The sequence below is a fragment of the Microbacterium sp. MRS-1 genome (genome assembly GCF_000585455.1).
Taxonomy (GTDB): domain Bacteria; phylum Actinomycetota; class Actinomycetes; order Actinomycetales; family Microbacteriaceae; genus Microbacterium; species Microbacterium laevaniformans.
The window spans coordinates 105,707-129,406 of record NZ_JAUF01000010.1 but is presented as its reverse complement, the minus strand read 5'-3'; the positions used below and the strand labels follow the sequence as shown (position 1 = coordinate 129,406).

Here is a 23,700-nt window from a genome sequence, read left to right as displayed (position 1 = left end):
CTCACCGTCATCCGACGAGCGACACTCCGAAGCCGGCCACCACCTGGCGCAGTTCGGTGAGGTAGCGCTGGGCCTGGTCGGTCAACGGCACCGCCGTGCGCCCGATCCATCCGATCTCGATCTGCTCGTCGACGTCGAGCGCAACGGCCACGATCTCGGGATCGAGGTCGTCGCTGATGATGCCCGTCGAGATGGTGTAACCGTTCAAGCCGATCATCAGGTTGAAGATCGTGGCGCGATCCGAGACGCGGATCTCGCGCGAGCTCGACAGCGTCGACAGGATCTCTTCGGCGAAGTAGAACGAGTTGTTCGCACCCTGATCGAACGTGAGTCGAGGCAACGATGAGAGGTCTTCGAGACTCACGCTCCGCTGCAGCGAGAGCGGGTTTCGGCGCGAGACGAAGACGTGCGGTGCAGCGACGAAGAGCGTGTGAAATGCCAACCCCGAGTCGCGCAGGAGCTTTCCGATGACGTTGCGGTTGAACTCATTGCGAAACAGGATGCCGAGTTCGCTGCGCAGCGTGCGCACATCCTCGATGATGTCGAAGGTGCGCGTCTCCCGCAGCGAGAACTCGTACTCGGCGGCATCAGTTGCTCTGACCATGCGGACGAACGCGTCGACGGCGAAGGAGTAGTGCTGGGTGGAGACGCCCAGCAGGCGCCGTGAGGGAGCAGCGCCGAGGTAGCGCTGTTCGAGCAGTGCAGCCTGCTCGACGACCTGGCGGGCGTATCCGAGGAACTCGATGCCGTCGGTGGTCAGGCTCACTCCGCGGGCGGTTCGCAGCAGCAGGTCGCGTCCGATCTTCTTCTCGAGGTCGCGCATCGCAGCGGACATCGTCGGCTGCGACACGAACAGCAGGTCGGCCGCCGCACTGATCGACCCCTCCGCAGCGACCTCGATGAAGTACTGGAGCTGCTGCAGTGTGATTCCCATCGGGGGCCGAGACATAGCCACAGACTATATGGGCGCATAGTTTGAGCGCATTACTCGATGACAGCGCTCGTCCCGCATGCTCGGATCAGCATCATTCGCGGCCGTACCGGCCCCTGCCTAGGATTGGCCCTCGCATGGCGAACGACATCGCTTTCAGCATCACGACCACTCGTTTCGACGAGGATTACGCACCCGCCGCACATTCGCGTGTGACGACGAACTTCGCGAATCTGGCGCGTGGCGCCGGGCGCCGCCAGAACCTCCGCAACGCGCTCGCGATGATCGACCGTCGGTTCAACGAGCTCGCCGCCGGCGACGATCAGGGCGCCGAGCGCTATCGGGTCGAACTCGACATCGTCACGGTGCAGCTGCAATTCGACGACACGGCCGAGGCCGAGCGCTTCCCCATCATCGAGGTTCTCGACGTCGGCATCCTCGATCACCGCACGGGTGAGCGCCACCGCGGCATCGTCGGGAACAACTTCTCCTCATATCTGCGCGACTACGATTTCAGCGTCGTGCTGCCGGCAGCGACAGCCGCCGCGGGGACGTTCACCGTTCCGGAGGATTTCGGCATCCTGCACGGTGAGCTCTTCCAACGGTTCTTGGCGTCGGATGCCTACCGGCAGCGCTTCGCGGGTTCGCCGGTGATCTGCATCAGCGTGTCGACCAGCCGCGCGTACCGTCGCACGGGCCTCGTGCACCCGGTGCTCGGCACCGAGTACGTTCAGGATGCCTTCTCTCTCACCGACGATTACTTCGCGCGGATGGGTCTGCAGGTGCGCTACTTCATGCCGCGCGGCTCCGTCGCGCCACTGGCGTTCTACTTCCGCGGCGACCTGCTGAACGACTTCTCCGATCTGCAACTGATCGGCACGATCGCGACGATGGAGACGTTCCAGAAGATCTATCGTCCCGAGGTGTACAACGCACTCACCCCCGCCGGCGAGGTCTACCGTCCCACCCTGGATCATGTCGACTTCGTCCGCACCGAGATCGACTACGACCGTGAGGAGCGCAGCCAGCTGGCCGTCACCCAGGGCCGCTACGCCGAGGAGTACTTCGTGAAGCCCCACCTCCAGACCCTGGAACAGTGGATCGCCGGCGTGGCGGAGCCCGTCGCATGACCGGCGACGGCACCGTCCATCAGGCTCCTCTGCTGCCGGTGACGACGGTCGGCAGCCTCCCCAAGCCCGCCTGGCTCGCCGAGCCCGAGGTGCTCTGGTCGCCGTGGCAGCTGCACGGCGACGTGCTCGCCGATGGCAAACGCGACGCGCTGCGCGCCGTGGTGCACGAGCAGCAGCGGCGCGGCGTCGACATCATCACCGATGGCGAACAGACCCGTCAGCACTTCGTCACGACCTTCATCGAGCACCTCGACGGCGTCGACTTCGACAACCGCGAGACGGTGCGTATCCGCAACCGCTACGACGCCAGCGTGCCGACGGTGGTCGGCGCGGTCGGTCGTCGCGCGTCCGTCTTCGTCGAGGATGCGGCGTTCTTGCGCGGGCAGACCGATCTGCCCATCAAATGGGCTCTGCCAGGACCGATGACGATGATCGACACGTTGGCGGATCGGCACTATGGCAGCCGTGAAAGGCTCGCGTGGGAGTTCGCGACGATCCTCAATGAGGAGGCTCGCGAACTCGAAGCCGCCGGAGTGGACATCATCCAGTTCGACGAGCCGGCGTTCAACGTCTTCTTCGACGAGTTGAAGGACTGGGGAATCGCTGCGCTCGAACGCGCCGCGGAGGGCCTGCGCGTCGAGACCGCGGTGCACATCTGCTACGGGTACGGCATCAAGGCGAACACCGATTGGAAGGCGACACTCGGATCCGAGTGGCGTCAGTACGAGGAGTCCTTCCCTCTTCTGCAGCGCTCGCGTATCGATATCGTCTCGCTGGAGAGCCAGCACTCGAATGTGCCGATCGAGCTCATCGAACTCATCCGCGGCAAGAAGGTCATGCTCGGCGCCCTCGACGTGGCCAGCGCGCACGTCGAGACCCCGGAAGAGGTCGCGGCGGTGCTGCGGCGGGCGTTGCCGTTCGTCGACGCCGACAAGCTGATTCCGAGTTCGAACTGCGGGATGGCCCCGCTGTCACGGGAGGTCGCATTCGGCAAACTGAGCGCACTGTCCGCCGGAGCAGCACTCGTACGCGCCGAGCTGGCAGGCGCAGACTCGTGACGCGCGGCTCGATGCGGTGCCCCCGGCAGGATTCGAACCTGCGACCAACGGATTAGAAGGCCGTCGCTCTTCCACTGAGCTACGGAGGCGCTCTCCCAGCGTACTGTGGTCGCCGGCCCGTCGCTGATCGTGACGCATCGGTGCCGAGGTCGCAGGCCCTCATTAGGATGAACGCATGGTGAATGCCGCGGAGAACGATCGTCTCGTCTGGATCGATTGCGAGATGACCGGTCTCGACCTCGACGTCGACGAACTCGTCGAGATCGCGATCGTGGTCACCGACTTCGAGCTCAACGTCCTCGACCCCGGCTTCCAGGTGGTGATCAAACCTGACGCCTCGGCGCTGGCGAACATGAACGATTTCGTCACCCGTATGCACGAGACATCCGGGCTCCTCGCCGAGATCCCGGACGGTATCAGCCTGGCCGAGGCGGAGTTCGAAGCTCTCGAGTACATCCAGAGGTTCGCTCCTGAGGGCAAGGCGCCGCTTGCGGGAAACACGATCGGCACCGACCGGATGTTCCTTGCAAAGTACATGCCGCGTGTCGACCGCTGGCTCCATTACCGCAGCGTCGACGTCTCCAGCATCAAAGAGCTGTCTCGTCGCTGGTACCCGCGGGCGTACTTCAACGCGCCGGCGAAGGACGGTGGCCACCGGGCACTGGCCGACATCCTCGAGTCGATTCGTGAGCTGGCGTACTACCGGCAGGCCGTCTTCGTTCCGGAGCCGGGGCCCTCCAGCGACCAGGCACGCGACGCGGCGGCCGCCGTCGTGTCGTCGTATGCCTCCGGTGTGTAATACAATCGTCTGGTTGCCTGGAAGCAGGCGCATGGTGGCTATAGCTCAGTTGGTAGAGCACCGCGTTGTGGTCGCGGGGGTCGCGGGTTCAAGCCCCGTTAGCCACCCCACTTCTCCCCGATCGGGATGTCGACATGATCGAGATGGACGCCGACGCGTTCGAAGCTCTCGTCTCCGACGAACTCGATCTGCTGCCCGAGCGCATGCTCGTCGGACTCGACAACGTCGTCTTCGTCGTCGAGGACCGGCCCGAGGACGGTTCCCTCGACCTGCTCGGTCTCTACGACGGTCTGGCGTTGACAGAGCGCGACCGTTACGGCACCGGGGAGCTGCCCGACCGGATCATCCTCTACCGTGAGCCGCATTTGCACGCCTGCGGCTCGATCGTGGAGCTCCGGGACGAAGTGCACACCACACTGGTGCACGAGATCGCGCACTTCTACGGGATCGACGACGAGCGCCTGCACGAGTTGGGTTGGGCATGACGATTCCCCTCGAGGATGTCCGCCTGGAGGAGCGCTCGGAGGTGACCGGTCCCTGGCAGACGGTGGTCTGGAACGATCCGGTCAACTTGATGAGCTACGTCGTGCATGTCTTCCGCACCTACTTCGGTTACACCCGCGAGCACGCCGAGCGTCTGATGCTGCTGGTGCACCACGAGGGCCACGCGGTCGTCGCGGAGGGCGCGCGTGAGCAGATGGAGTTCCACGTCCAGGCGATGCACGACTACGGCCTCTGGGCGACCGTCAGGAGGGCCGACACATGACGAGGGTGCGGATGACGGTGTCCGCGCTGGAAGCCGCGCATCTCACGGACATCGTCCTGCAGTTCACGGATCTGCTCGCCGAGGCCATCGACGGAGTCGATGATCCGGGCGTCGCGCGCCTCGTTCCCGACGGCTACCGGGACGCTGCGGAGGATGCCGCGGAGTTTCGTCGTCTGACCCAGGACGACCTCCTCGATCGGCGTCGTGATGATGCGGCGCTGGTGCTGGCGACGCTGCAACGCGATGGCCAGACGCGGCGTCCGCAAGACCTGGACCGCGCAGACGCCGAGGCCGAGGTGATCGTCGAACTGGATGCCGGTGCTGTCGCGGCGTGGTTGCGAACGTTGACCGCGGTGCGGCTGGTGATCGCGACACGCCTCGGGATCACCACAGAAGAGGAGCAGGACGACGACCCCCGCTTCGGTGTCTACAACTGGCTGGGCTTCCGCCTCGAAGGCCTGCTCCAGGCGATCGAGGACTGACCGCCCCCAGCCCTCACGGGACGTCGATGACGATCGTTGCGAGCGATTGCGGGCGATGCGCGCGCAGGTGCTCCTCTTCCTGGTCGGCCCAGCGACGCCAGTGCGGACGGTAGGTGTCGCCGTCTCGAGCGAGCGCGCGATCGCGCCGCGCACTCTCGGGCGATTCCACCCACACGCGCACGTGCGCCAGAGGCGCGGTGCTCGGGGTGAGCACCCCTGCTCCCTCGAGGATCAGGGGGACGTCGGCGGGCGTCTCCACCTCGGCCCCCGGACGATCGGCTGCCCAGTCCCACCGTCGCCACACGGCCGCCCTTGCCTCGCTGACGGGGATCAGGATGAACTCCCGCGCCAGAGTTGAACCGGCCGAGAGCCCGTCCCACCCCGGATACAGCTCGTCGAGGCCGATCATGCTGACGGGGCGCCCCCACCGCTCGCGCACCCGTCGCGCGAGGGTCGATTTGCCCGCGCCGGAACGTCCGTCGATCAGGACGATCGGTGTGATCTCCGGCTCCAAGGCCGCAATGGCGGACTCGATGCGGTCGACCCCGCTCGTGAGCGCCGCATCGACCTCGTCAGCGCTTGAGGGCACGGATGATGCGGCTGAGCGTGCGTCCCGCAACCCACACGAAGGGGATCGCCACCGCGACCAGCGACACGAGGTTCGGCTCGAAACGCAGATCGTCGCCCTTGCGGATGTAGGCACCGAGGGGAACCGCGAAGCCGCCGCCGCCCCCGCCGTTGTTGCCGCTCTCATCCTCGCCGGCGCCGAAGCCCGACCACGACAGAGCCACGGGGATGAGGCGAATGCCGTCGACGTCCTGCTGCTCGCCGTAGACGCTGTTGACGCCGAGCGATGCCGACTGCTTGCCGAGTTCGAGTGCGAGATTGGGCATGTTCCCACCGTAGCCGGGAAGCTCACTCGGTGCGAGGGAGCCGCGGATTCGTCGGCAGAGCATTCACATCACGGCGCGGGCCGAGGACGCTCGCCCGGGTGACCGCTCCCCCACCGAAACGCTCACGCGCGTCGTCCAAGGCCGCGTCGACCCGTCGCCACTCGGCATCCTCATCCCAGAGCGGCACGGATCCACCGTCACCGCCGCGCAGCTTCTCCGCGCGCACGCCGATCAGGCGCACCGGCTGGGTCAGCTCCAGGGCCTCGAACAAGCCGATCGCGACGTCGCCGATCCGCTGGCCGACGTCCGACGGCTCCGCGAGCGACAGCGAGCGCGAAAGCGTGGTGAAGTCGGCATAGCGCAGCTTCAACGCGACGGTTCCGGCTCGCCAGCCTCCGTCGCGGAGACGTGCCGCGACGCGATCGGAGAGCCGGCGAAGCTCGCTGCGAAGAACCGCCGCATCGGCGACGTCGGTGAGGAAGGTCTCCTCATGCCCGATGCTCTTCTCCGTGCGTTCCGTCTCGACGGCTCGGGGGTCGATGCCGTGCGCGAGTTGCCAGATGCGCTCCCCGCCGGCGGGTCCGAGTGCGCGATCCAGGACGGCCCGCGGCGAGGCGAGGATGTCGGAGACGAGCCGGATGCCGCGACCCTCCAGCGTCTCCGCGGCCTTCGGCCCCACCCCCCACAGCGCCGAGACGGGCAGCGCGGCGAGGAAGGCGGCGGTGTCGGGTTCGCTGACGATGAGCAGCCCGTCGGGCTTCGAGCGCGTGGAGGCGATCTTCGCCACATGCTTCGTGGCCGCCACCCCGACGCTGCAGACAAGCCCCGTCTCCGCTTTGACGCGGGCCCGGAGCATCCGGGCGATCTCCCCCGGAGTTCCCCAGAGCCGCCGTGCGCCGGACACGTCGAGGAACGCCTCATCGATCGAGAGCGGCTCCACGAGGGGGGTGATGTCGTGGAAGATCGCCATCACCTGACGTGACAGGCTCGCATACCGCTCGAAGTGCGGAGTGACCACGACGGCCTGCGGACACAACCGGAGAGCCTGTGCGACGCCCATTGCCGACCGCACGCCGAATCGACGAGCCTCGTAGGAGGCGCTGGAGACCACACCGCGTCCCTCCATACCGCCGACGATCAGCGGCTTGCCGGCCAGGGAGGGATCGTGGAGGACTTCGACCGACGCATAGAAGGCGTCCATGTCCACGTGAAGAATCCGCGTGCCGGTGTCGTCGGCACCGGGCGGCGAGACGACCCGCCCCGACCCGTCACCCCGTCCCATGAGTCCATTCTCGGTGACGCCGCCGACATTGCGGCGCCACCGAGAAGGCAGCGTGTGCGACTACTGCGCCGCGCGCTCGAGAACGAGCTCGCGGACGCGTGCGGCGTCGGCCTGACCCTTCATCGCTTTCATCACGGCGCCGATGACGGCACCGGCGGCCTGCACCTTGCCGTCGCGGATCTTCTCCAGCACGTCGGGCTGCGCGGCGAGAGCATCGTCGATCGCGGCGATCAGCGCGCCGTCGTCTGAGACGACTGCAAGACCGCGTGCGTCGACGACCTGCTGCGGCGTGCCTTCGCCGGCGATGACGCCTTCGAGCACCTGACGCGCCAGCTTGTCGGTGAGCGTGCCGGCGTCCACGAGCTGCTGCAGCGCGGCCACCGACGCGGGGGTGACGAGCGATGAAGCTTCGACTCCCTGAGCGTTGGCGATGCGAGAGATCTCGCTCATCCACCACTTGCGCGCGGCCGCAGGCGCAGCGCCCGCTGCGACGGTCGCGTCCACCTCGGCGAGCAGGCCCGCGTTCACGATTCCCTGGAAATCGATGTCGGCGAAGCCCCACTCGGCCTTCAGACGTCGCCGACGCGCGGCGGGCGGCTCCGGAAGAGCAGCACGCAACGACTCGACCAGCGCGGAGGACGGCGCGACGGGCAGGAGGTCGGGCTCCGGGAAGTAACGGTAGTCGTCGGCATCCGACTTCGGACGCCCCGGAGAGGTCGTGCCGGTGTCTTCGTGCCAGTGCCGCGTCTCCTGCGTGATCGTCCCGCCCGCGGCGAGGATCGCCGCTTGACGCTGAATCTCGTAACGCACGGCGCGTTCGACCGAGCGCATCGAGTTGACGTTCTTCGTCTCGGTGCGCGTGCCGAGCTTCTCCTGCCCGCGTGGGCGCAGGGACACGTTCGCATCGCAGCGGAGGTTTCCGCGTTCCATGCGCGCCTCAGAGATGCCGAGCGAGAGCACCACGTCGCGAATCGCCCGCACGTACGCGGCGGCCAGCTCGGGTGCACGGTGTTCCGCGCCGAAGATCGGCTTCGTCACGATCTCCACGAGCGGGACGCCGGCGCGGTTGTAATCCACGAGCGAGTACTCCGCGCCCTGAATGCGGCCGGTGGAGCCGCCGACGTGCGTGAGCTTGCCGGCATCCTCCTCCATATGCGCCCGCTCGATGGGCACCTCGAAGACCGTCCCGTCGGTCAGTTCCACCTCGATCTGGCCCTCGAAGGCGATGGGCTCGTCGTACTGCGAGATCTGGTAGTTCTTGCCGAGGTCGGGGTAGAAGTAGTTCTTGCGCGCGAAGCGGCTCGATGGCGCGATCTGGCACCCGAGGGCGAGCCCGAGGCTGATCGAGAACCGCACCGCCGTCTCGTTGACCACCGGCAGCGACCCCGGAAGGCCCATGTCGACAGGCGCCACGAGGGTGTTGGGGGCGGCATCGTGGTTCGAAGCGTGCGCCGGATTTCCCGCGGGCGAGAACATCTTCGTCTCGGTGTTGAGTTCGACGTGCACCTCGAAGCCGAGCACCGGCTCGTACAGCTTCAGCGCGTCGTCGAAGTCCATCAGTGCGGCCTTAGCCATCAGCGGTTCCCTCCCAGCAGCGGGGCGCGGTCCAGCAAGGGACCACCCCATGAGTCGACGAGCAGGGCCTCGGCGGCCGCACCCACGCGATACAACCGGGCATCCTGGCGCGCCGGCGCGATGAACTGGATGCCGACGGGCAGCCCGTCCTCCTCTGCCAGACCCGACGGAATCGAGATGCCGGGGACGCCGGCCAGGTTCACCGGAATCGTGGTGACATCGTTGAGGTACATCTGCAGCGGGTCATCGATCTTCTCGCCGAGCTTGAACGCCGTGGTGGGAGCCGACGGCGTCGCGATGACATCGACCTGAGCGAACGCCGCGTCGAAGTCGCGCTGGATGAGCGTACGCACCTTCTGGGCGCTGCCGTAGTAGGCGTCGTAGTATCCGGCCGACAGCGCGTAGGTGCCGAGAATGATGCGACGCTTCACCTCCTCGCCGAAGCCGGCGTCTCGAGTGGCAGCCATGACGTCTTCGACCGTGCCGCCCGGAACGTCGACTCGCAGGCCGAAACGGACGGAGTCGAATTTGGCGAGGTTGCTCGACGCCTCCGCGGGAAGGATCAGGTAATACGCGGCGACGCCGTACTCGAAGTGCGGGGCGCTGACCTCAACGATCTCCGCGCCCTGCGCCTCCAGGAGAGCCAACGCTGCCCGGAAGGACGCCGACACGCCCGCCTGGAAGCCGCTGTCGGGCAGCTCGCGGATGACGCCGATCTTCAGGCCCGCCAGACCGGCGCCGGCGGCGCCTTCGCGTGCGGCCGCCGCAAAGGAGGGCCAGCTGTCGGTCAGCGACGTCGCATCGTGCGGGTCGTGGCCGCCGATGACGTCGTGCAGGAGCGCCGAGTCGAGCACGGTGCGCGAGACCGGACCGACCTGGTCGAGTGAGGACGCCAGCGCGATGGCGCCGAACCGGCTCACCCCGCCGTAGGTCGGCTTCATGCCGACGGTTCCCGTGACGTGCGCCGGCTGGCGGATCGATCCGCCCGTGTCCGAGCCGAGAGCCAGCGGAGCCTCGAAGGCGGCGACGGCGGCCGCCGATCCGCCCCCGGAGCCTCCGGGGATGCGATCGAGGTCCCACGGGTTGTGGGTGGGACCGTACGCCGAATGCTCCGTCGACGATCCCATGGCGAACTCATCCATGTTCGTCTTGCCGAGCGGCACCAGGCCGGCGGCGCGCGAACGCGCGACGACGGTGGCGTCGTAGGGCGAGAGGAAGCCTTCGAGGATCTTGGATCCGCTGGTGGAGGGCATGTCCGTCGTGACGAGCACGTCCTTGATCGCGAGCGGGACGCCCGCGAGCTCGCCCAGGGACTCACCGGCGGCGCGGCGACGGTCGATGTCGGCCGCCACGTCGAGGGCGTGTTCGCTCACGTGGAGGAAGGCGTGCACATCGCCGTCGACGGCGGCGATCCGGTCGAGGTGGGCCTGCGTCGCTTCGACGCTGGACACGTCACCGGAGGCCAGTCGTGCGGCCAGGTCTGCGGCGTTCAGCCGTGTGAGATCGGTCACTGCTCCTCCCCCAGAATCGCCGTGACACGGAAGCGCCCGTCGGCGGCGTCCGGCGCGTTCTGCAGCACCTGCTCCACCGTCAGCATCTGGCCGACGACGTCGGGACGGAAGACGTTCTCGAGCGGGAGGGGATGGCTCGTCGCGGGGACGTCGGGCGTTGCCACCTCGGACACCTTCGCGATGTTGTCGACGATCACCGAGAGCTGCCCCGTCAGGCGCTGCACCTCGTGCTCGTCGAGCTGAATCCGGGCCAGAACGCCGAGATGGCGAACGAGTTCAGGGGTGATTTCAGACACCCGTCGATTCTAGTCGGCCCCCTTCGGCCCGCTTCTCACGGCCGATAGGCTGGCCCGCGTGAGTGCCGCTGCCCCGTACGACCCGCCCCGCCCGTGGATCGCCAGCTACGCCGCCGGCGTCCCCGATGATCTCGAACCGGTCACCGGCTCGCTCCTGGACATCGTCACGGCGTCGGCGCGTGACTACCCGGATGCGCCCGCGCTGCAATTCTTCGGTCGCACGACCTCGTACCGCGACCTCGTCGAGGCGATCGATCGCGTGGCGGCGGGTCTCCGAGAGCGTGGGGTCGGCAAAGGCGACACGGTCGCGATCGTACTGCCCAACTGTCCCCAGCACATCATCGCCTTCTACGCGATTCTGCGCCTCGGCGCCATCGCGGTGGAGCACAATCCGCTCTACACTCCACGGGAGCTGCGCAAGCAGTTCGAAGACCACGGGGCGCGCACGGCCATCGTCTGGAGCAAGGTCGCCGCCACCGTGCAGGCGTTCCCCGCCGATCTCGCCGTCACCACGCTGGTCAGCGTCGACATCACGACCGCCATGCCGCTCTCGCTGCGTCTCGCGCTGCGGCTTCCCGTCGCGAAGGCCCGTCAGTCGCGCGACGCGCTCACCACGCGCGTGTCGCAAGCCGTGCCCTGGGAACACCTGGCACGCAGCGAAGCACTGGCGGCATCCTTCCCCGGTCCGGTCACCGACGACGTCGCCATCATCCAGTACACGAGCGGCACGACCGGCACCCCGAAAGGCGCGGTGCTCACCCACCGCAACCTCCTGGCCAACGCCCGGCAGGCTCAAGCGTGGGTCCCGTCGATCCAGCCCGGTAAGGGATGCGTCGTGTACGCGGTGCTGCCGATGTTCCACGCCTACGGGCTGACCCTGTGCCTCACTTTCGCGATGTCGATGGGTGCCCGTCTGGTGCTGTTTCCCCGCTTCGAACCCGCGATGGTCCTCGAAGTGACGAAGAAGCACCCGGCGACGTTCTTGCCGCTGGTGCCGCCGATCGCCGATCGACTGCTCGCCGCGGCGCGCGCCGAAGGCGTCTCCTTGGCCGGCACGGAGGTCGCCATCTCCGGAGCGATGGCATTGCCGCATGATCTCGTCGTGCCGTTCGAGCAGGCAACGGGTGGCTACCTCGTCGAGGGCTACGGGCTGTCCGAGTGCTCGCCGGTTCTCATGGCGAACCCGGTCGCCGACAATCGCAAGGCGGGAACGGTCGGACTCCCCCTCCCCGGCACCGAGTGTCGCGTGGTCGATCCGAACGATCCCACCGTGGACATGCCCTCCGGTGAGCGGGGCGAGCTGATCGTGCGGGGCCCGCAGGTCTTCCAGGGCTACTACGGCAAGCCGGAAGCCACCGAGGAGGTCTTCGTGGACGGGTGGTTCCGTACCGGCGACATCGTCCAGATCGACGACGAGGGGTTCGTGCGCATCGTGGATCGCATCAAGGAGCTCATCATCACCGGCGGGTTCAATGTGGCGCCCACCGAAGTCGAGAACGCACTGAGGCAGCACCCGCGCGTGGTGGATGCCGCTGTCGTGGGCCTGCCAAGCGAGCATTCGGGCGAAGAGGTCGTCGCCGCCGTGGTGCTCGACGGGTCCGGAGCCGACGTCGACACGGACTCCATCCGGGACTACGCCCGCAGCATCCTCACGCCCTACAAGGTGCCCCGCCGGATCTTCATCGTCGACGAGCTGCCGAAGTCGCTGATCGGAAAGGTGCTGCGTCGCCAGGTGCGTGAGTCCTTGCTCGAGCTCACGCATCCCGGAGGAGACTGAACCGATCAGCCCGCGTCGGGATCGAGTGCCCCGAGCGCGGCGGGCCCCTGCTCGACGAGGATGCGAAACTGCGCGGCATCGATGATGCGGATGCCGAGTTCCTCCGCCTTGGCGAGTTTCGAGCCCGCGCCCGGGCCTGCGGCGACGAAGTCGGTCTTCTTCGACACGGAAGAGGCTGCTTTCCCGCCAGCGGCAATGATCGCCTCCTGCGCGCCCTCTCGGGTGTAGCCCTCCAGCGTGCCGGTCGCAACGACCGTGACACCCTCGAGCACGCCGCCGGCGGCGACGGCAGCTCCCGGGCCGGGGTGACCTGGAATCTCCAAGACCGCGCCCGCCGCCGCCCAGCGTTCCACGATCTCCTGATGCCAGTCGACGGCGAACCATTCCAGGAGCGAGTCCGCGATGATGCCGCCGACGCCGTCGACGTCGGCGAGAGCGTCGCGCTCGGCCGCGCGGATCGCGTCCAGCGAACCGAACCACTGCGCGAGTGCCCGCGCGGCGACCGGGCCGACGTGGCGGATGTTCAACGCGACCAGAAACCGCCACAGGTCCTTCGTCTTGGCCTTCTCGAGTTCCTCGAGAAGGGTGAGCGCCTGGGCCGACGGCTGGGGACCTGTGAGTCCCTCCTTCTTCTCCGCCGATGAGGGCTGGCGACGGAAGGGTGCGCGGGTGATCGGTTCGCCGCTGTCGTCATCGAGTTTGGCCTCCCCCGTTTCGCTGTCGCGGACGATCACCTCGATCGGGACGAGCTGTTCGAGTGTGAGGTCGAACAGACCGGCCTCGGTGATCAGCGGGGGCACGGCGGGAACCGACGGCTGCGTCAAGGCCGCTGCGGTGACCTCGCCGAGGGCTTCGATGTCGAGGGCGCCACGGGAGCCGATGTGCTCGACGCGTCCCCGCACCTGGGCGGGACAGGCGCGCGTGTTGGGGCAGCGCAGGTCGATGTCGCCGTCTTTCGCGGGTGCCAGCGTCGAGCCGCATTCCGGGCACCGGGTCGGCATGACGAATGCCCGCTCCGTGCCGTCGCGCAGCTCGACCACGGGACCGAGCACCTCGGGAATGACATCGCCGGCTTTGCGCAGCACGACGGTGTCACCGATGAGAACTCCCTTGGACACGACGACGTCCTGGTTGTGAAGCGTCGCCTGCCGGACGACCGAGCCCGCGACGCGGGCGGGAGCCATCACGGCGAAGGGTGTCGCCCGGCCGGTGCGGCCGACCGAGACGACGATGTCCAGCAGCTTCGTGTTGACCTGCTCCGGCGGGTACTTGTACGCGATGGCCCATCGCGGGGCACGACTGGTCGCGCCCAGCTCACCGTGCAAAGCCAGCTCATCGACCTTGACCACGACGCCGTCGATTTCGTGCTCGACGTCGTGGCGATGCTCGCCGTAGTACGCGACGAACGCCGCCACGCCGTCGATGTCGTCCGCGGTGCGGAAAGACGTGCTCGTCGGCAGCCCCCACGTCGCGAGCAGGGCGTAGACCTCGCTCTGCGAGGACACGGGCGGCGCCGGCCACGCCCCGATCCCATGGACGAGCAGCCGCAGCGAGGCGAGCCGGGCGCGTCCGGCTTCGAGCTCCATGCCGCTTTTCTTGTCGAGTTGCTGGCGAAGGCCGCCGCTGGCCGCGTTTCGCGGGTTCGCGAATGCCGGGAATCGGCGGGCGGCGCTTCGGGTGAGCTTCTCCTCGTCGCCTCCGCGCTCACGACCGTCCGTGATGACACGCTCGCGCAACCGGGCCTGGAGAGCGTTGAGTTCGTCGAAGGCCGCGACGGGGATGTAGACCTCGCCGCGCACCTCCACGATCGGAGGATGCCCTTCACCCGCGAGTCGTGCAGGAATACCCGCGACCTGGAGCGCATTGACGGTGACGTCCTCGCCCACCCGGCCGTCGCCGCGGGTGGCGGCCGACACGAGAACGCCGTGCTCGTAGCGGAGATTGATGGCCAGGCCGTCGATCTTCAGCTCCAGCAGCCAACGGACGTGTCGTCCCGCGGCAGCCGATGTCTTCGTGCACCAGTCTCGCAGCTCGTCCGCGCTGAAGACGTTGTCGAGGCTGAGCATGCGCTCGGCGTGTTCGACGGGCGCGAACATCGAGCTCTGCGCCGCGCCCACCGACTGTGTCGGCGAATCCTGTCCCTGCACCTCGGGGAAGGCGCGCTCTACCGCTTCGAGCCGCCGCATCCACCCGTCGTAGGTCGCGTCGTCGACGATCTCGGCGTCGCGCCCGTAGTACGCGTCGCGGGCGCCGAGGATGAGGTCGGTCAATCGCTCCGCGTCGAGGCGGGCGTCGTCGAGGTTCGTCGGAAGGGAGACTTCATCATCCGTCACCCGGCCAGTGTAGGTGGGGCGGCCGACATCGCCCTGCCCCTTGCGCCCCGCGCGTGGCCCGGTGCCCGCGGTCGCACGCTGACGGGGGTCGAGCTCAACCCGCGATGGGGACGGCCGAGACCGTGCGGTCGACCGTGAATTGCCCGATCACCCGCGTGCCGTCGTACAGCACCGCGGTCTGACCCGGCGCGACGCCGTCGAAGGGGGCATCCGGGCGCACCGTGACGATGCCGTCGCGGACCACGGTCGACGCCCTCACGGGGTCGGCGTGGGCGCGGATCTGCACGTGGCAGGGGAACTCGGCATCCGCCGGGGCTCGGCCTGCCCAGCTGTGGCGAGAGCCTGAGATCTCCGCCGTGGCCAGCGCCTCCTTCGGACCGACGACGACCGTGTTCGAGACGGGACGGACCTCGAGGACGAATCGCGGCTTGCCATCGGACGCGGGAACGCCCAGCTGCAGACCGCGACGCTGTCCGACCGTGTACCCGTGCGCGCCGTCGTGGCTTCCCACAACCGCGCCGTCACGGTCGATGATGTCGCCGTGCGCGGTGCCGACCTTCTCTGCGAGCCACCCGCGGGTGTCGCCGTCGGGGATGAAGCAGATGTCGTGACTGTCCGGCTTCTGGGCGACCGTCAACCCGCGCTCGGCCGCTTCGGCGCGCACGAGGGCTTTGGACGGCGTCGATCCGAGCGGGAAGTAGGTGTGCGCGAGCTGGGGCGCGGTGAGCACGCCGAGCACGTAGGACTGGTCTTTCGCCTCGTCGCTCGCCCGATGCAGCTCGCGTCCCTCAGGCCCGTCGACGAGGATCGCGTAGTGACCGGTGCAGACCGCGTCGAAGCCGAGCTCGAGCGCGCGTTCGAGCAGGGCCGCGAACTTGATCTTCTCGTTGCAGCGCATGCACGGGTTCGGCGTGCGGCCCGCGCGGTACTCGGCGATGAAGTCGTCGATCACGTCGTCGCGGAAGCGCTCGGAGAAGTCCCAGACGTAGAAGGGGATGCCGAGCCGGTCGGCCGCACGGCGCGCATCCATCGCGTCTTCGATCGTGCAGCAGCCGCGGCTTCCGGTGCGCAGCGTCCCCCCTGCACGCGAGAGCGCGAGGTGGACCCCGACGACGTCGTGACCGGCGTCGACAGCGCGGGCAGCGGCGACAGCGGAGTCGACGCCGCCGCTCATGGCTGCCAGGATACGCATCGGTCCAGTCTACGAGGGCTGCATGCCTTCGGCTCCGAGCCGACGCGGCCGGGCGGCACTCGTCGCCCGGGCGTACGCACGTGGGAGGGCCGCGAGCAGCGCATCGACATCGCTGGTGACGGTGGTGCGCCCGAGCGTGAGACGCAGCACCGACCGTGCCACGTCCTGGTCGCGCCCGAGAGCGAGCACGACGTGCGAGGGCTCCGCGACACCGGCTTGGCACGCTGAGCCGGTCGAGACCGAGATCCCTTCCTGGTCGAGCAAGAACAGCATCGTCTCCCCCACCGCTCCCGGCAGGTGGACGTGCACGTTGCCGGCGAGGCGGTCTCGAGCATCGCCCAGCAGCTCGGCAGTCGGGATCGCGGCGCGGATGCCGGACCAGAGCCGATCGCCGAGCGCCACCAGCCGCTTCTGCTCGCCGACGCGTTCGGCCTCGGCATCCTCGAGGGCGACAGCCAGCGCCGCGGCGCCGGCGATGTCCTGCGTGCCCGAGCGCAGTCCGCGTTGCTGACCGCCGCCGTGCAGGAGCGCCGCGATGCGGGCGTGACGCGACACGACGACGGCGCCCGTGCCGACGGGCGCTCCGACTTTGTGCCCCGAGACGCTGAGCGCGACGAGACCGACGCCGGGCGCGGCGCCTCCGCGCCAGGCGGAGAACGACACCGGCAGGTGGCCCATGGCCGCAACGGCGTCGAGGTGAAGCGGAACGTCGGCGGCGGCGGCGGCCGCCGCCAGCTGAGCGGCATCCTGAACGGTTCCGACCTCGTTGTTGGCGACCAGGGCGGTCGCCAGCGCCGCGGGAGCGGGGGCGGTCAGCGCCGTCCGGAATCCGTCGAGGGGAATGCGGCCGACCGGGTCGAGCGCGACGGCGCGCACGCGCGCGCCCCGCGCGCGCAGCCAGTCGACGGTGTCGATGCTCGCATGATGCTCTCCGTCGGGCAGCAGCACGGCCTCACGGTCGCCGGCTTTGCCCCACCACAGACCCTTCAGCGCCAGGTTGATGCTCTCGGTCCCGCCGGAGGTGAGCACGACCTCGATCGGGTCGCAGTCCAGCACCGCGGCGATACGCTCGCGCGAGTGCTCCAGCAGCCGTCGTGCCGCCTGCCCGGCACCGTGCACCGACGACGCATTGCCCGTCAGCGTCGCCGCTGCCAGCCATGCCTCGCGGGCGCTCTCGCGCAGGGGCGTCGACGCCGCATGGTCGAGATAGATCGACATGACGCTCCCGCACTCGTGACGACGCGGACTCACCGCGTCACTACTCTAGAGCGCATGGCCAGCCCGAAGCCGTCCCGTATCGTCGAAGCCCACCCCGCCCCGCCCGCACCGTTCCTCGGGCCTGCCTATGACCGGCTCGGCGTCACCCTCGGCCCCGAGGGCGGCACCCTTCGTGTGTGGTCGGAGGACGCGACTGGGATCGATCTGGTCGTCTTCGACGCGGACGATCTCGACTGGATCACCGCGAGCATCCCGCTGACCCCCGCGGGCGACGACGTCTGGGAGGTGACGACGCCGCACCTGCGCGTCGGCGCGTGCTACGCGCTTCGCGTCACGGGTCCGGCCGGCCCCGGGCAGACCTTCAACCCCGAGAGCCTGCTCCTCGATCCCTACGCGCGAGGCCTGGTGCCGGTGCGTATCGGCCAGTGGCGCGCGACCGTCGTCGACGACGAGTTCGACTGGAACGGGATCGCGCGTCCGCAGACGCCGATGGACCGGACGGTGATCTACGAAGCCCACGTGAAGGGGCTCACCAAACGGCACCCCGACATCCCGCCGGCGCTGCACGGCACGTACGCGGGACTCGGGCATCCGGCGATGATCGCGCACCTGCGCGGGCTGGGTGTGACCGCGGTCGAACTCCTGCCGATCCACGCGTTCGAGACCGAGCCGCGCCTTCTCAATCAGGGGCTGACGAACTACTGGGGCTACAACACCCTCAACTTCTTCAGCGCGCATGCCCCCTACGCGACCGCTGACGCCGTCGCCGCCGGCCCCGACGCGGTGCTGCGCGAGGTCAAGACGATGGTTCGCGATCTCCACGCCGCGGGCATCGAGGTCATCCTCGACGTGGTGTACAACCACACGTCCGAGCTCGGTCTGGGCGGACCGCGATCCAGCTTCCGTGGTATCGACAACCGCGGCTACTACCGGCAGCAGGACGACGGCGCCTACATCGACGTCACCGGGTGCGGCAATGCCGTCAACACGGCGACGGGCGCCGCCGCGCGTCTCGTGCTGGACTCCCTGAGGTACTGGGCCGACAACGTGCAGATCGACGGTTTCCGCTTCGACCTGGCGGTGACCCTGGGGCGTGGTGGCGACAACGCGTTCGATCCTGAGCACCCGCTGCTTCGGGCGATCGTCGAGGATCCGTCGCTCGCGGGCCTGAAGATGATCGCCGAGCCCTGGGACGTCGGTATGGGCGGCTGGCAGACGGGCAACTTCGGCACGGGCTGGGCCGAGTGGAACGACCGCTACCGCGACCGCGTTCGCAACTTCTGGCTGAGCGATATCGACTACGCCCGCCGCGCCTCGACGTCGCCCGCCGGCATCGGGGGTTTCGCCACCCGGCTCGCCGGCTCGTCGAACACGTTCAGCGCCGAGCGCGGACCGCTCGCGAGCGTCAACTTCGTCACCGCGCACGACGGGTTCACCCTGCGTGATCTCGTCTCCTACGACGTCAAACACAACCTCGGCAACGGCGAGCAGAACCGCGACGGCGCCGACACGAACCGTTCCTTCAACCATGGTGCCGAAGGGCGCACCGACGACGACACGATCCTCGCGACGCGCCGCAAGGCCATGCGCAACCTCATGGGAACGCTGCTGTTGTCGGCCGGTGTGCCGATGATGACCGCGGGCGATGAGTTCGGGCGGACGCAGCGAGGAAACAACAACGCCTACTGCCACGACTCGCCTCTGACCTGGCTCAACTGGGAGCACGCTCCGTGGCAGGACGACCTGCTGGCTCACGTGCGTCGACTCATCCAGTTGCGCCGCGACAACCCCGCTCTGCGACCGCGTCGTTTCGCGCGTGACGCGCACGTCGTGCCCAGCGCATCGGTCATTGATTGGTACGACGAGAACGGCGAGACGATGTCGGTCGAGCGATGGACCGATCCCGTTCACCGGACCCTGCAGTACGACGCGGCATCCACACCGGAAGAGGAGGATCCGAACCGGATCCTGCTGGTCGTGCACGGCACCGAGAGCGCGGTGGACGTCACCCTCCCCACGATCGACGGCGTGGCCGGTTACGTGTCGCTCTGGTCGAGCGTGCCGGATCGTCCCGACACGACCGAGCCGGTGTTCGCCCCGGGCGATGTCCTCACCTTGCCGGGCACCGCGCTCCATCTGTTCCGGATGCAATGACGCGACCCGGACTCCCGATGGTGTGCCCGTTCGGGGTTCGGCGGTAGGTTCGAGTCGTGGCTTCGACGACGCGCTCCGCTTCTTCCGTTCCTCCTCGCGCGACGACGCTGCGCAGCGCTGCACCGATTCCGGTACGCCCGGTCACCGCGTGGCGCGGCGTGACCGACACGCGGGCGGGACGGATCCCGATGGCGCTGCCGCACCCGTCCGTCCCGGACGCGCTGTTTCTACCGTCCGCATTCTCCGGCGAGGCGGTTCCGTTCGTGGTCACCGCCTTCCGCGAGGGGCACGACCGGATCGGCGTGCACGTGCGGCTCTTCTCCCCCTCGGGAGAGGAGTCTCTGCATCGGCTGTCTCCGCTCGGTGACGGTTTCGATCGCTGGAGCGTCGACATCGCGCCGCTCGAAGAGGGAATCTGGCGGTTTCGCTTCGAGGCCTTCGGCGACGATGTCGCGACGTGGGATCACGCAGCGCAGCTCAAGATCGCGGCCGGCGTCGATGCGCCGCTCATGCGCGAGATGGGCGCCAGACTGTTCACCGACGCGGCCCGGGAGAAGGACCGCCCCACCGCCGAGCGCACTGCCCTGAACGCTGCCGCCCGCGCACTGCGCGAGCAGAGTACGAGCGACGACGAGGCGTTGGCGGTCATGCGCGATCCTGCGATCCGCGCCGCCTTTCGCGCCCGACCGGTTCAGTCGCTCCTCACGACAGGTCCCGACCTCGAGTTGCGGGTGGAGCGGGAGCGCGCGGGCGTCGGCGCCTGGTACGAGTTCTTCCCCCGGTCGGAGGGCGCGAAGCGGCTGAAGGACGGGTCGATCAAGAGCGGCACCTTCCGCACGGCGATCAAGCGCCTGCCCGCCGTCGCCGCGATGGGCTTCGACGTGCTATACCTGCCGCCGATCCACCCGATCGGCGAGGTCAACCGCAAGGGACCCAACAACACGCTGACCGCGGGTCCGAGCGACCCCGGCTCCCCCTGGGCCATCGGGTCGGCCGCCGGCGGCCACGACACCGTGCACCCCGATCTCGGCACGCTCGCCGACTTCCGCGCTTTCGTGCGTGCGGCGCGCGCCGAGGGACTCGAGGTCGCGCTCGACCTCGCGCTTCAGGCGGCCCCCGACCATCCGTGGGTGGCGGCTCATCCGGAGTGGTTCACCACGCTTCCGGACGGCACGATCGCCTACGCGGAGAATCCGCCGAAGAAGTATCAGGACATCTACCCGATCAACTTCGACAACGACCCCGCCGGTATCCGCGCCGAAGTCCTCCGCATCGTGCGGCATTGGATCGCGCAGGGCGTGAAGATCTTCCGCGTGGACAACCCGCACACCAAGCCGCTGCAGTTCTGGGAGTGGCTCATCGCCACGGTGAACGCCGAACACCCCGACGTGGTCTTCCTGGCCGAAGCCTTCACCCGTCCGGCCCCCCTGCAGGCGCTTGCGCAAGCCGGGTTCCAGCAGAGTTACTCGTACTTCACGTGGCGCAACACGAAGGCGGAGCTGGAGGAGTTCCTCCACTGGATCTCCCACGACACCGCGGACTTCATGCGGCCCAACCTCTTCGTCAACACGCCCGACATCCTCACCGAGTACCTCCAGTACGGCGGCCGTCCCGCCTACAAGATCCGCGCAGCCCTGGCCGCCACCGCAGGCGCCTCCTACGGCGTGTACGCCGGCTACGAGCTGATCGAGAACGTGGCCCGGCCCGGGTCCGAGGAGAACCTCGACAACGAGAAGTACGAGTACAAGCTGCGCGACTGGGATGCCGCGGCATCCCAGGGACTGACCATCGCTCCCTACCTGACGCGCCTCAACGAGATCCGCCGCGCTCACCCGGCGCTGCGACAGCTGCGCGACATCTCGATCCATTGGAGCGACGACGACGCGATCCTCGTCTTCGTCAAGCACCTGCCCGCGGCGCTGAGCGTCGACGGGGTCGACGACACGATCATCGTCGTCGCGAACGTCGACCCGCATTCGACTCGCCAGACCACGGTGCACATCGACTCCACCGTGTTCGGCGTGGCGCGCGGCGCCGACTACGTCGTCGAAGATCTCGTGACGGGCGCGACGTGGACCTGGAACCAGGACAACTTCGTCCGTCTGGACGCGTTCGACGAACCCGTCCACATCCTGCACGTGAAGGAGACCCGATGAGCGACATCTCCGACCAAGTCCTGGACACGGTCGCGACCGGCTCCTACCACGCCCCGCACGACATCCTCGGCCCGCATCGACGCACCGACGGGTCGTGGGTGATCCGCGCACGCCGGCCGATGGCATCATCGGTCACGGCCGTGGCGGACGACGGCACCGAGATCCCGCTCGAGCACGTGCGCGCCGGAATCTGGGAGGGCCAGAGCCCCACGCAGCCCCGCGCGTACGAACTGGTGGCCACTTACGAGGGCGGCGCCGACTACCGCGTCGACGATCCGTACCGTCATCTTCCGACCCTGGGTGACGTCGATCGTCATCTGATCGCCGAGGGTCGCCATGAGCAGCTCTGGCAGGCACTCGGTGCCCACGTTCGCCATTACGACGCGGTCAGCGGCGTGTCGTTCGCTGTCTGGGCGCCGAATGCGCGCGCTGTGCGTGTCGTCGGCGACTTCAACGCGTGGGACGGCCAGGGGCACGCGTTGCGCAGCCTCGGCTCCAGCGGCGTCTGGGAGTTGTTCGTGCCCGGGCTCTCTTCCGGCGCGGTCTACAAGTACGAGATCCTCACACGCCACGGCGGGTGGATTCTCAAGGCCGACCCGATGGCACAGCGTGCCGAACTTCCTCCGGCGACCGGGTCCATCGTGACCGAGAGCGCGTACCGCTGGGGCGATGAGGAGTGGATGACCTCACGCGCCGGACGAGACGTGCTTTCGCAGCCGATGTCGACGTACGAGTTGCACCTGGGATCCTGGCGACCGGGGCTCGGGTATCGAGACGTCGTGGAGCCGCTGATCGCGTACCTCACCGAGACCGGATACACCCATGTCGAGTTCCTGCCCCTGGCCGAGCATCCGTTCGGTGGCTCGTGGGGGTATCAGGTCAGCGGGTACTACGCTCCGACGAGCCGTTTCGGCAGTCCCGACGACCTGCGCCACCTGATTGACCGACTGCACCAGGCCGGCTTCGGCGTCATCATGGACTGGGTTCCGGGCCATTTCCCGAAGGACGCGTTCGCGCTGGCCCGTTTCGACGGCGACCCCCTGTACGAGCATCCCGATCCCCGCCGCGGCGAGCACAAGGACTGGGGCACGCTCATCTTCGACTACGGCCGCAACGAGGTGCGCAACTTCTTGGTGGCCAACGCCCTCTACTGGCTGGAGGAGTTCCACGTCGACGGTCTGCGGGTGGATGCCGTGGCCTCGATGCTCTATCTCGACTACTCGCGCGAGGCCGGCGAATGGGAGCCGAACATCTACGGTGGACGAGAGAACCTGGAGGCGATCCGGTTCCTCCAGGAGGTCAACGCCACGGCATACAAGCGCTACCCCGGCATCGCCATGATTGCGGAGGAGTCCACCAGCTATCCCGGCGTCACCTCGCCCACCAGCGCCGGTGGCCTCGGGTTCGGGTTCAAGTGGAACATGGGCTGGATGAACGACTCGCTCGAGTACATCAAGCGCGACCCGATGTACCGCGGCCATCACGAGGGCGAGCTGTCGTTCTCGTTCGTCTACGCCTTCAGCGAGCACTTCATCCTTCCGATCAGCCACGACGAGGTCGTCCACGGCAAGGGGACGCTGTTCACGCGGATGCCGGGAGACCATTGGCAGAAGCTCGCCAACACCCGCGCCTTCCTCGCGTACATGTGGGGCCATCCCGGTAAGCAGCTGCTGTTCATGGGGCAGGACTTCGGGCAGCTGTCCGAATGGTCGGAGGGCCGCGGACTGGACTGGTGGATGCTCGATCAGCCTCCGCACCGGCAGCTTCTCGACTTCGTCGGCGCGCTCAATCGCGTCTACCGTGAGAACCCACCGCTGTGGGCGCGCGACAGCGACGGCTCCGCGTTCCGGCGCCTGGGTGCTCCCACCTGGAACCCGAACGTCATCGCCTTCGCGCGCGTCGACAACCACGGCAACACCGTCGTCGTGGTCTGCAACTTCTCCGGTGTTCCCCTTCACGACTACGCCCTGGACCTGCCGGCGGGCGGAGCGTGGCGGGAGCTGCTCAACTCCGATGCGCAGGCTTACGGCGGCTCGGGAGTGGGGAACTTCGGCACGGTGCACGCCGATGACGACGGACGCGCGACACTCGTTCTGCCCCCGCTCGGCGTCCTCTGGCTCGGCCGCCCGGCGTAGGTGCCGGCGTCC

The 23,700-nt window shown here is 68.2% G+C and carries 20 protein-coding genes and 2 tRNA genes; 11 read left to right on the top strand and 11 right to left on the bottom strand.

The window, feature by feature from the left end:
* Positions 1-7: 7 nt before the first annotated feature.
* Positions 8-949 (bottom strand): LysR family transcriptional regulator, encoded by a 942-nt coding sequence (locus tag AS96_RS02795; RefSeq protein WP_036285399.1) that lies wholly within the window; start codon positions 947-949, stop codon positions 8-10.
* A 119-nt stretch (positions 950-1,068) separates the two neighbouring features.
* On the opposite strand from AS96_RS02795, the gene AS96_RS02790 reads away from it, so the two are divergent.
* Together AS96_RS02790 and AS96_RS02785 are read left to right on the top strand one after the other, a co-directional pair.
* Complete coding sequence (locus tag AS96_RS02790) at positions 1,069-2,061, top strand: putative oxygenase MesX (protein WP_036285397.1); 993 nt, start codon at positions 1,069-1,071, stop codon at positions 2,059-2,061.
* Positions 2,058-3,119 carry a methionine synthase gene (locus tag AS96_RS02785; RefSeq protein ID WP_036285395.1) on the top strand — a complete coding sequence of 354 codons (1,062 nt, stop codon included), beginning with the start codon at positions 2,058-2,060 and terminating at the stop codon, positions 3,117-3,119. Before AS96_RS02790 ends, AS96_RS02785 begins: the two co-directional genes overlap by 4 nt.
* Positions 3,120-3,136: 17 nt before the next feature.
* On the opposite strand, the gene AS96_RS02780 is transcribed toward AS96_RS02785, so the two are convergent.
* Positions 3,137-3,208 (bottom strand) — tRNA-Arg (locus tag AS96_RS02780).
* Between the two features lie 86 nt (positions 3,209-3,294).
* Here AS96_RS02780 and orn point away from each other — a divergent pair.
* From orn to AS96_RS02755, 5 genes are all read left to right on the top strand, one after another.
* Positions 3,295-3,918, top strand: a complete 624-nt coding sequence (gene orn, locus AS96_RS02775; protein WP_036285393.1) for an oligoribonuclease — start codon at positions 3,295-3,297, stop codon at positions 3,916-3,918.
* Between the two features lie 34 nt (positions 3,919-3,952).
* Positions 3,953-4,028, top strand: a tRNA-His gene (locus AS96_RS02770).
* A gap of 24 nt (positions 4,029-4,052) precedes the next feature.
* Entirely contained in the window at positions 4,053-4,403 is a 351-nt protein-coding gene (locus AS96_RS02765) for a metallopeptidase family protein (protein ID WP_036285558.1), read from the top strand.
* Entirely contained in the window at positions 4,400-4,684 is a 285-nt protein-coding gene (gene clpS / locus AS96_RS02760; RefSeq protein ID WP_036285390.1) for an ATP-dependent Clp protease adapter ClpS, read from the top strand. The genes AS96_RS02765 and clpS overlap by 4 nt, the downstream gene beginning before the upstream one ends.
* A complete protein-coding gene (locus AS96_RS02755; RefSeq protein WP_036285387.1) occupies positions 4,681-5,166 on the top strand; it encodes a DUF2017 family protein in 486 nt (161 codons plus the stop codon). The genes clpS and AS96_RS02755 overlap by 4 nt, the downstream gene beginning before the upstream one ends.
* Before the next feature lie 13 nt (positions 5,167-5,179).
* Here AS96_RS02755 and AS96_RS02750 read toward each other — a convergent pair whose 3' ends face one another.
* Genes AS96_RS02750 through gatC form a run of 6 tightly spaced genes read right to left on the bottom strand, consistent with a single transcriptional unit; the run spans position 5,180 to position 10,723 of the window.
* Positions 5,180-5,755, bottom strand: coding sequence for an aminobenzoate synthetase (locus tag AS96_RS02750; protein WP_036285384.1), 576 nt, complete (start codon positions 5,753-5,755; stop codon positions 5,180-5,182).
* Positions 5,739-6,059 (bottom strand): hypothetical protein, encoded by a 321-nt coding sequence (locus tag AS96_RS02745; protein ID WP_036285382.1) that lies wholly within the window; start codon positions 6,057-6,059, stop codon positions 5,739-5,741. The genes AS96_RS02750 and AS96_RS02745 overlap by 17 nt, the downstream gene beginning before the upstream one ends.
* Positions 6,060-6,081: 22 nt before the next feature.
* Positions 6,082-7,341, bottom strand: a complete 1,260-nt coding sequence (gene dinB / locus AS96_RS02740; RefSeq protein ID WP_036285379.1) for a DNA polymerase IV — start codon at positions 7,339-7,341, stop codon at positions 6,082-6,084.
* A 60-nt stretch (positions 7,342-7,401) separates the two neighbouring features.
* Positions 7,402-8,916 carry an Asp-tRNA(Asn)/Glu-tRNA(Gln) amidotransferase subunit GatB gene (gene gatB, locus AS96_RS02735; protein WP_036285376.1) on the bottom strand — a complete coding sequence of 505 codons (1,515 nt, stop codon included), beginning with the start codon at positions 8,914-8,916 and terminating at the stop codon, positions 7,402-7,404.
* Positions 8,916-10,427, bottom strand: a complete 1,512-nt coding sequence (gene gatA / locus AS96_RS02730; protein WP_036285373.1) for an Asp-tRNA(Asn)/Glu-tRNA(Gln) amidotransferase subunit GatA — start codon at positions 10,425-10,427, stop codon at positions 8,916-8,918. Before gatA ends, gatB begins: the two co-directional genes overlap by 1 nt.
* The gene (gene gatC / locus AS96_RS02725; RefSeq protein WP_036285370.1) at positions 10,424-10,723 is read right to left on the bottom strand and encodes an Asp-tRNA(Asn)/Glu-tRNA(Gln) amidotransferase subunit GatC; all 300 of its coding nucleotides are present in this window, start codon (positions 10,721-10,723) and stop codon (positions 10,424-10,426) included. Before gatC ends, gatA begins: the two co-directional genes overlap by 4 nt.
* Positions 10,724-10,781: 58 nt before the next feature.
* Between gatC and AS96_RS02720 the strand changes: the two genes are divergently transcribed.
* Positions 10,782-12,500 carry a long-chain-fatty-acid--CoA ligase gene (locus AS96_RS02720; RefSeq protein ID WP_051498728.1) on the top strand — a complete coding sequence of 573 codons (1,719 nt, stop codon included), beginning with the start codon at positions 10,782-10,784 and terminating at the stop codon, positions 12,498-12,500.
* Between the two features lie 5 nt (positions 12,501-12,505).
* Here the strand turns inward: AS96_RS02720 and ligA are convergent, their stop codons facing one another.
* The 3 genes from ligA to AS96_RS02705 all read right to left on the bottom strand — a co-directional run bounded on the left by ligA (position 12,506) and on the right by AS96_RS02705 (position 17,243).
* Complete coding sequence (gene ligA, locus AS96_RS02715; RefSeq protein ID WP_036285364.1) at positions 12,506-14,833, bottom strand: NAD-dependent DNA ligase LigA; 2,328 nt, start codon at positions 14,831-14,833, stop codon at positions 12,506-12,508.
* A 94-nt stretch (positions 14,834-14,927) separates the two neighbouring features.
* On the bottom strand, positions 14,928-16,025 hold the full coding sequence (gene mnmA / locus AS96_RS02710) for a tRNA 2-thiouridine(34) synthase MnmA (protein ID WP_081767956.1): 1,098 nt from the start codon (positions 16,023-16,025) through the stop codon (positions 14,928-14,930).
* Positions 16,026-16,034: 9 nt separating this feature from the next.
* Complete coding sequence (locus AS96_RS02705) at positions 16,035-17,243, bottom strand: cysteine desulfurase family protein (protein ID WP_036285362.1); 1,209 nt, start codon at positions 17,241-17,243, stop codon at positions 16,035-16,037.
* 54 nt (positions 17,244-17,297) lie between these two features.
* Between AS96_RS02705 and glgX the strand changes: the two genes are divergently transcribed.
* From glgX to glgB, 3 genes are all read left to right on the top strand, one after another.
* Positions 17,298-19,397, top strand: coding sequence for a glycogen debranching protein GlgX (gene glgX / locus AS96_RS02700; RefSeq protein WP_036285359.1), 2,100 nt, complete (start codon positions 17,298-17,300; stop codon positions 19,395-19,397).
* A 188-nt stretch (positions 19,398-19,585) separates the two neighbouring features.
* Positions 19,586-21,553, top strand: coding sequence for an alpha-1,4-glucan--maltose-1-phosphate maltosyltransferase (locus AS96_RS02695; protein ID WP_036285357.1), 1,968 nt, complete (start codon positions 19,586-19,588; stop codon positions 21,551-21,553).
* On the top strand, positions 21,550-23,688 hold the full coding sequence (gene glgB, locus AS96_RS02690; RefSeq protein ID WP_036285354.1) for a 1,4-alpha-glucan branching protein GlgB: 2,139 nt from the start codon (positions 21,550-21,552) through the stop codon (positions 23,686-23,688). The genes AS96_RS02695 and glgB overlap by 4 nt, the downstream gene beginning before the upstream one ends.
* The last annotated feature ends 12 nt before the right edge of the window (positions 23,689-23,700 follow it).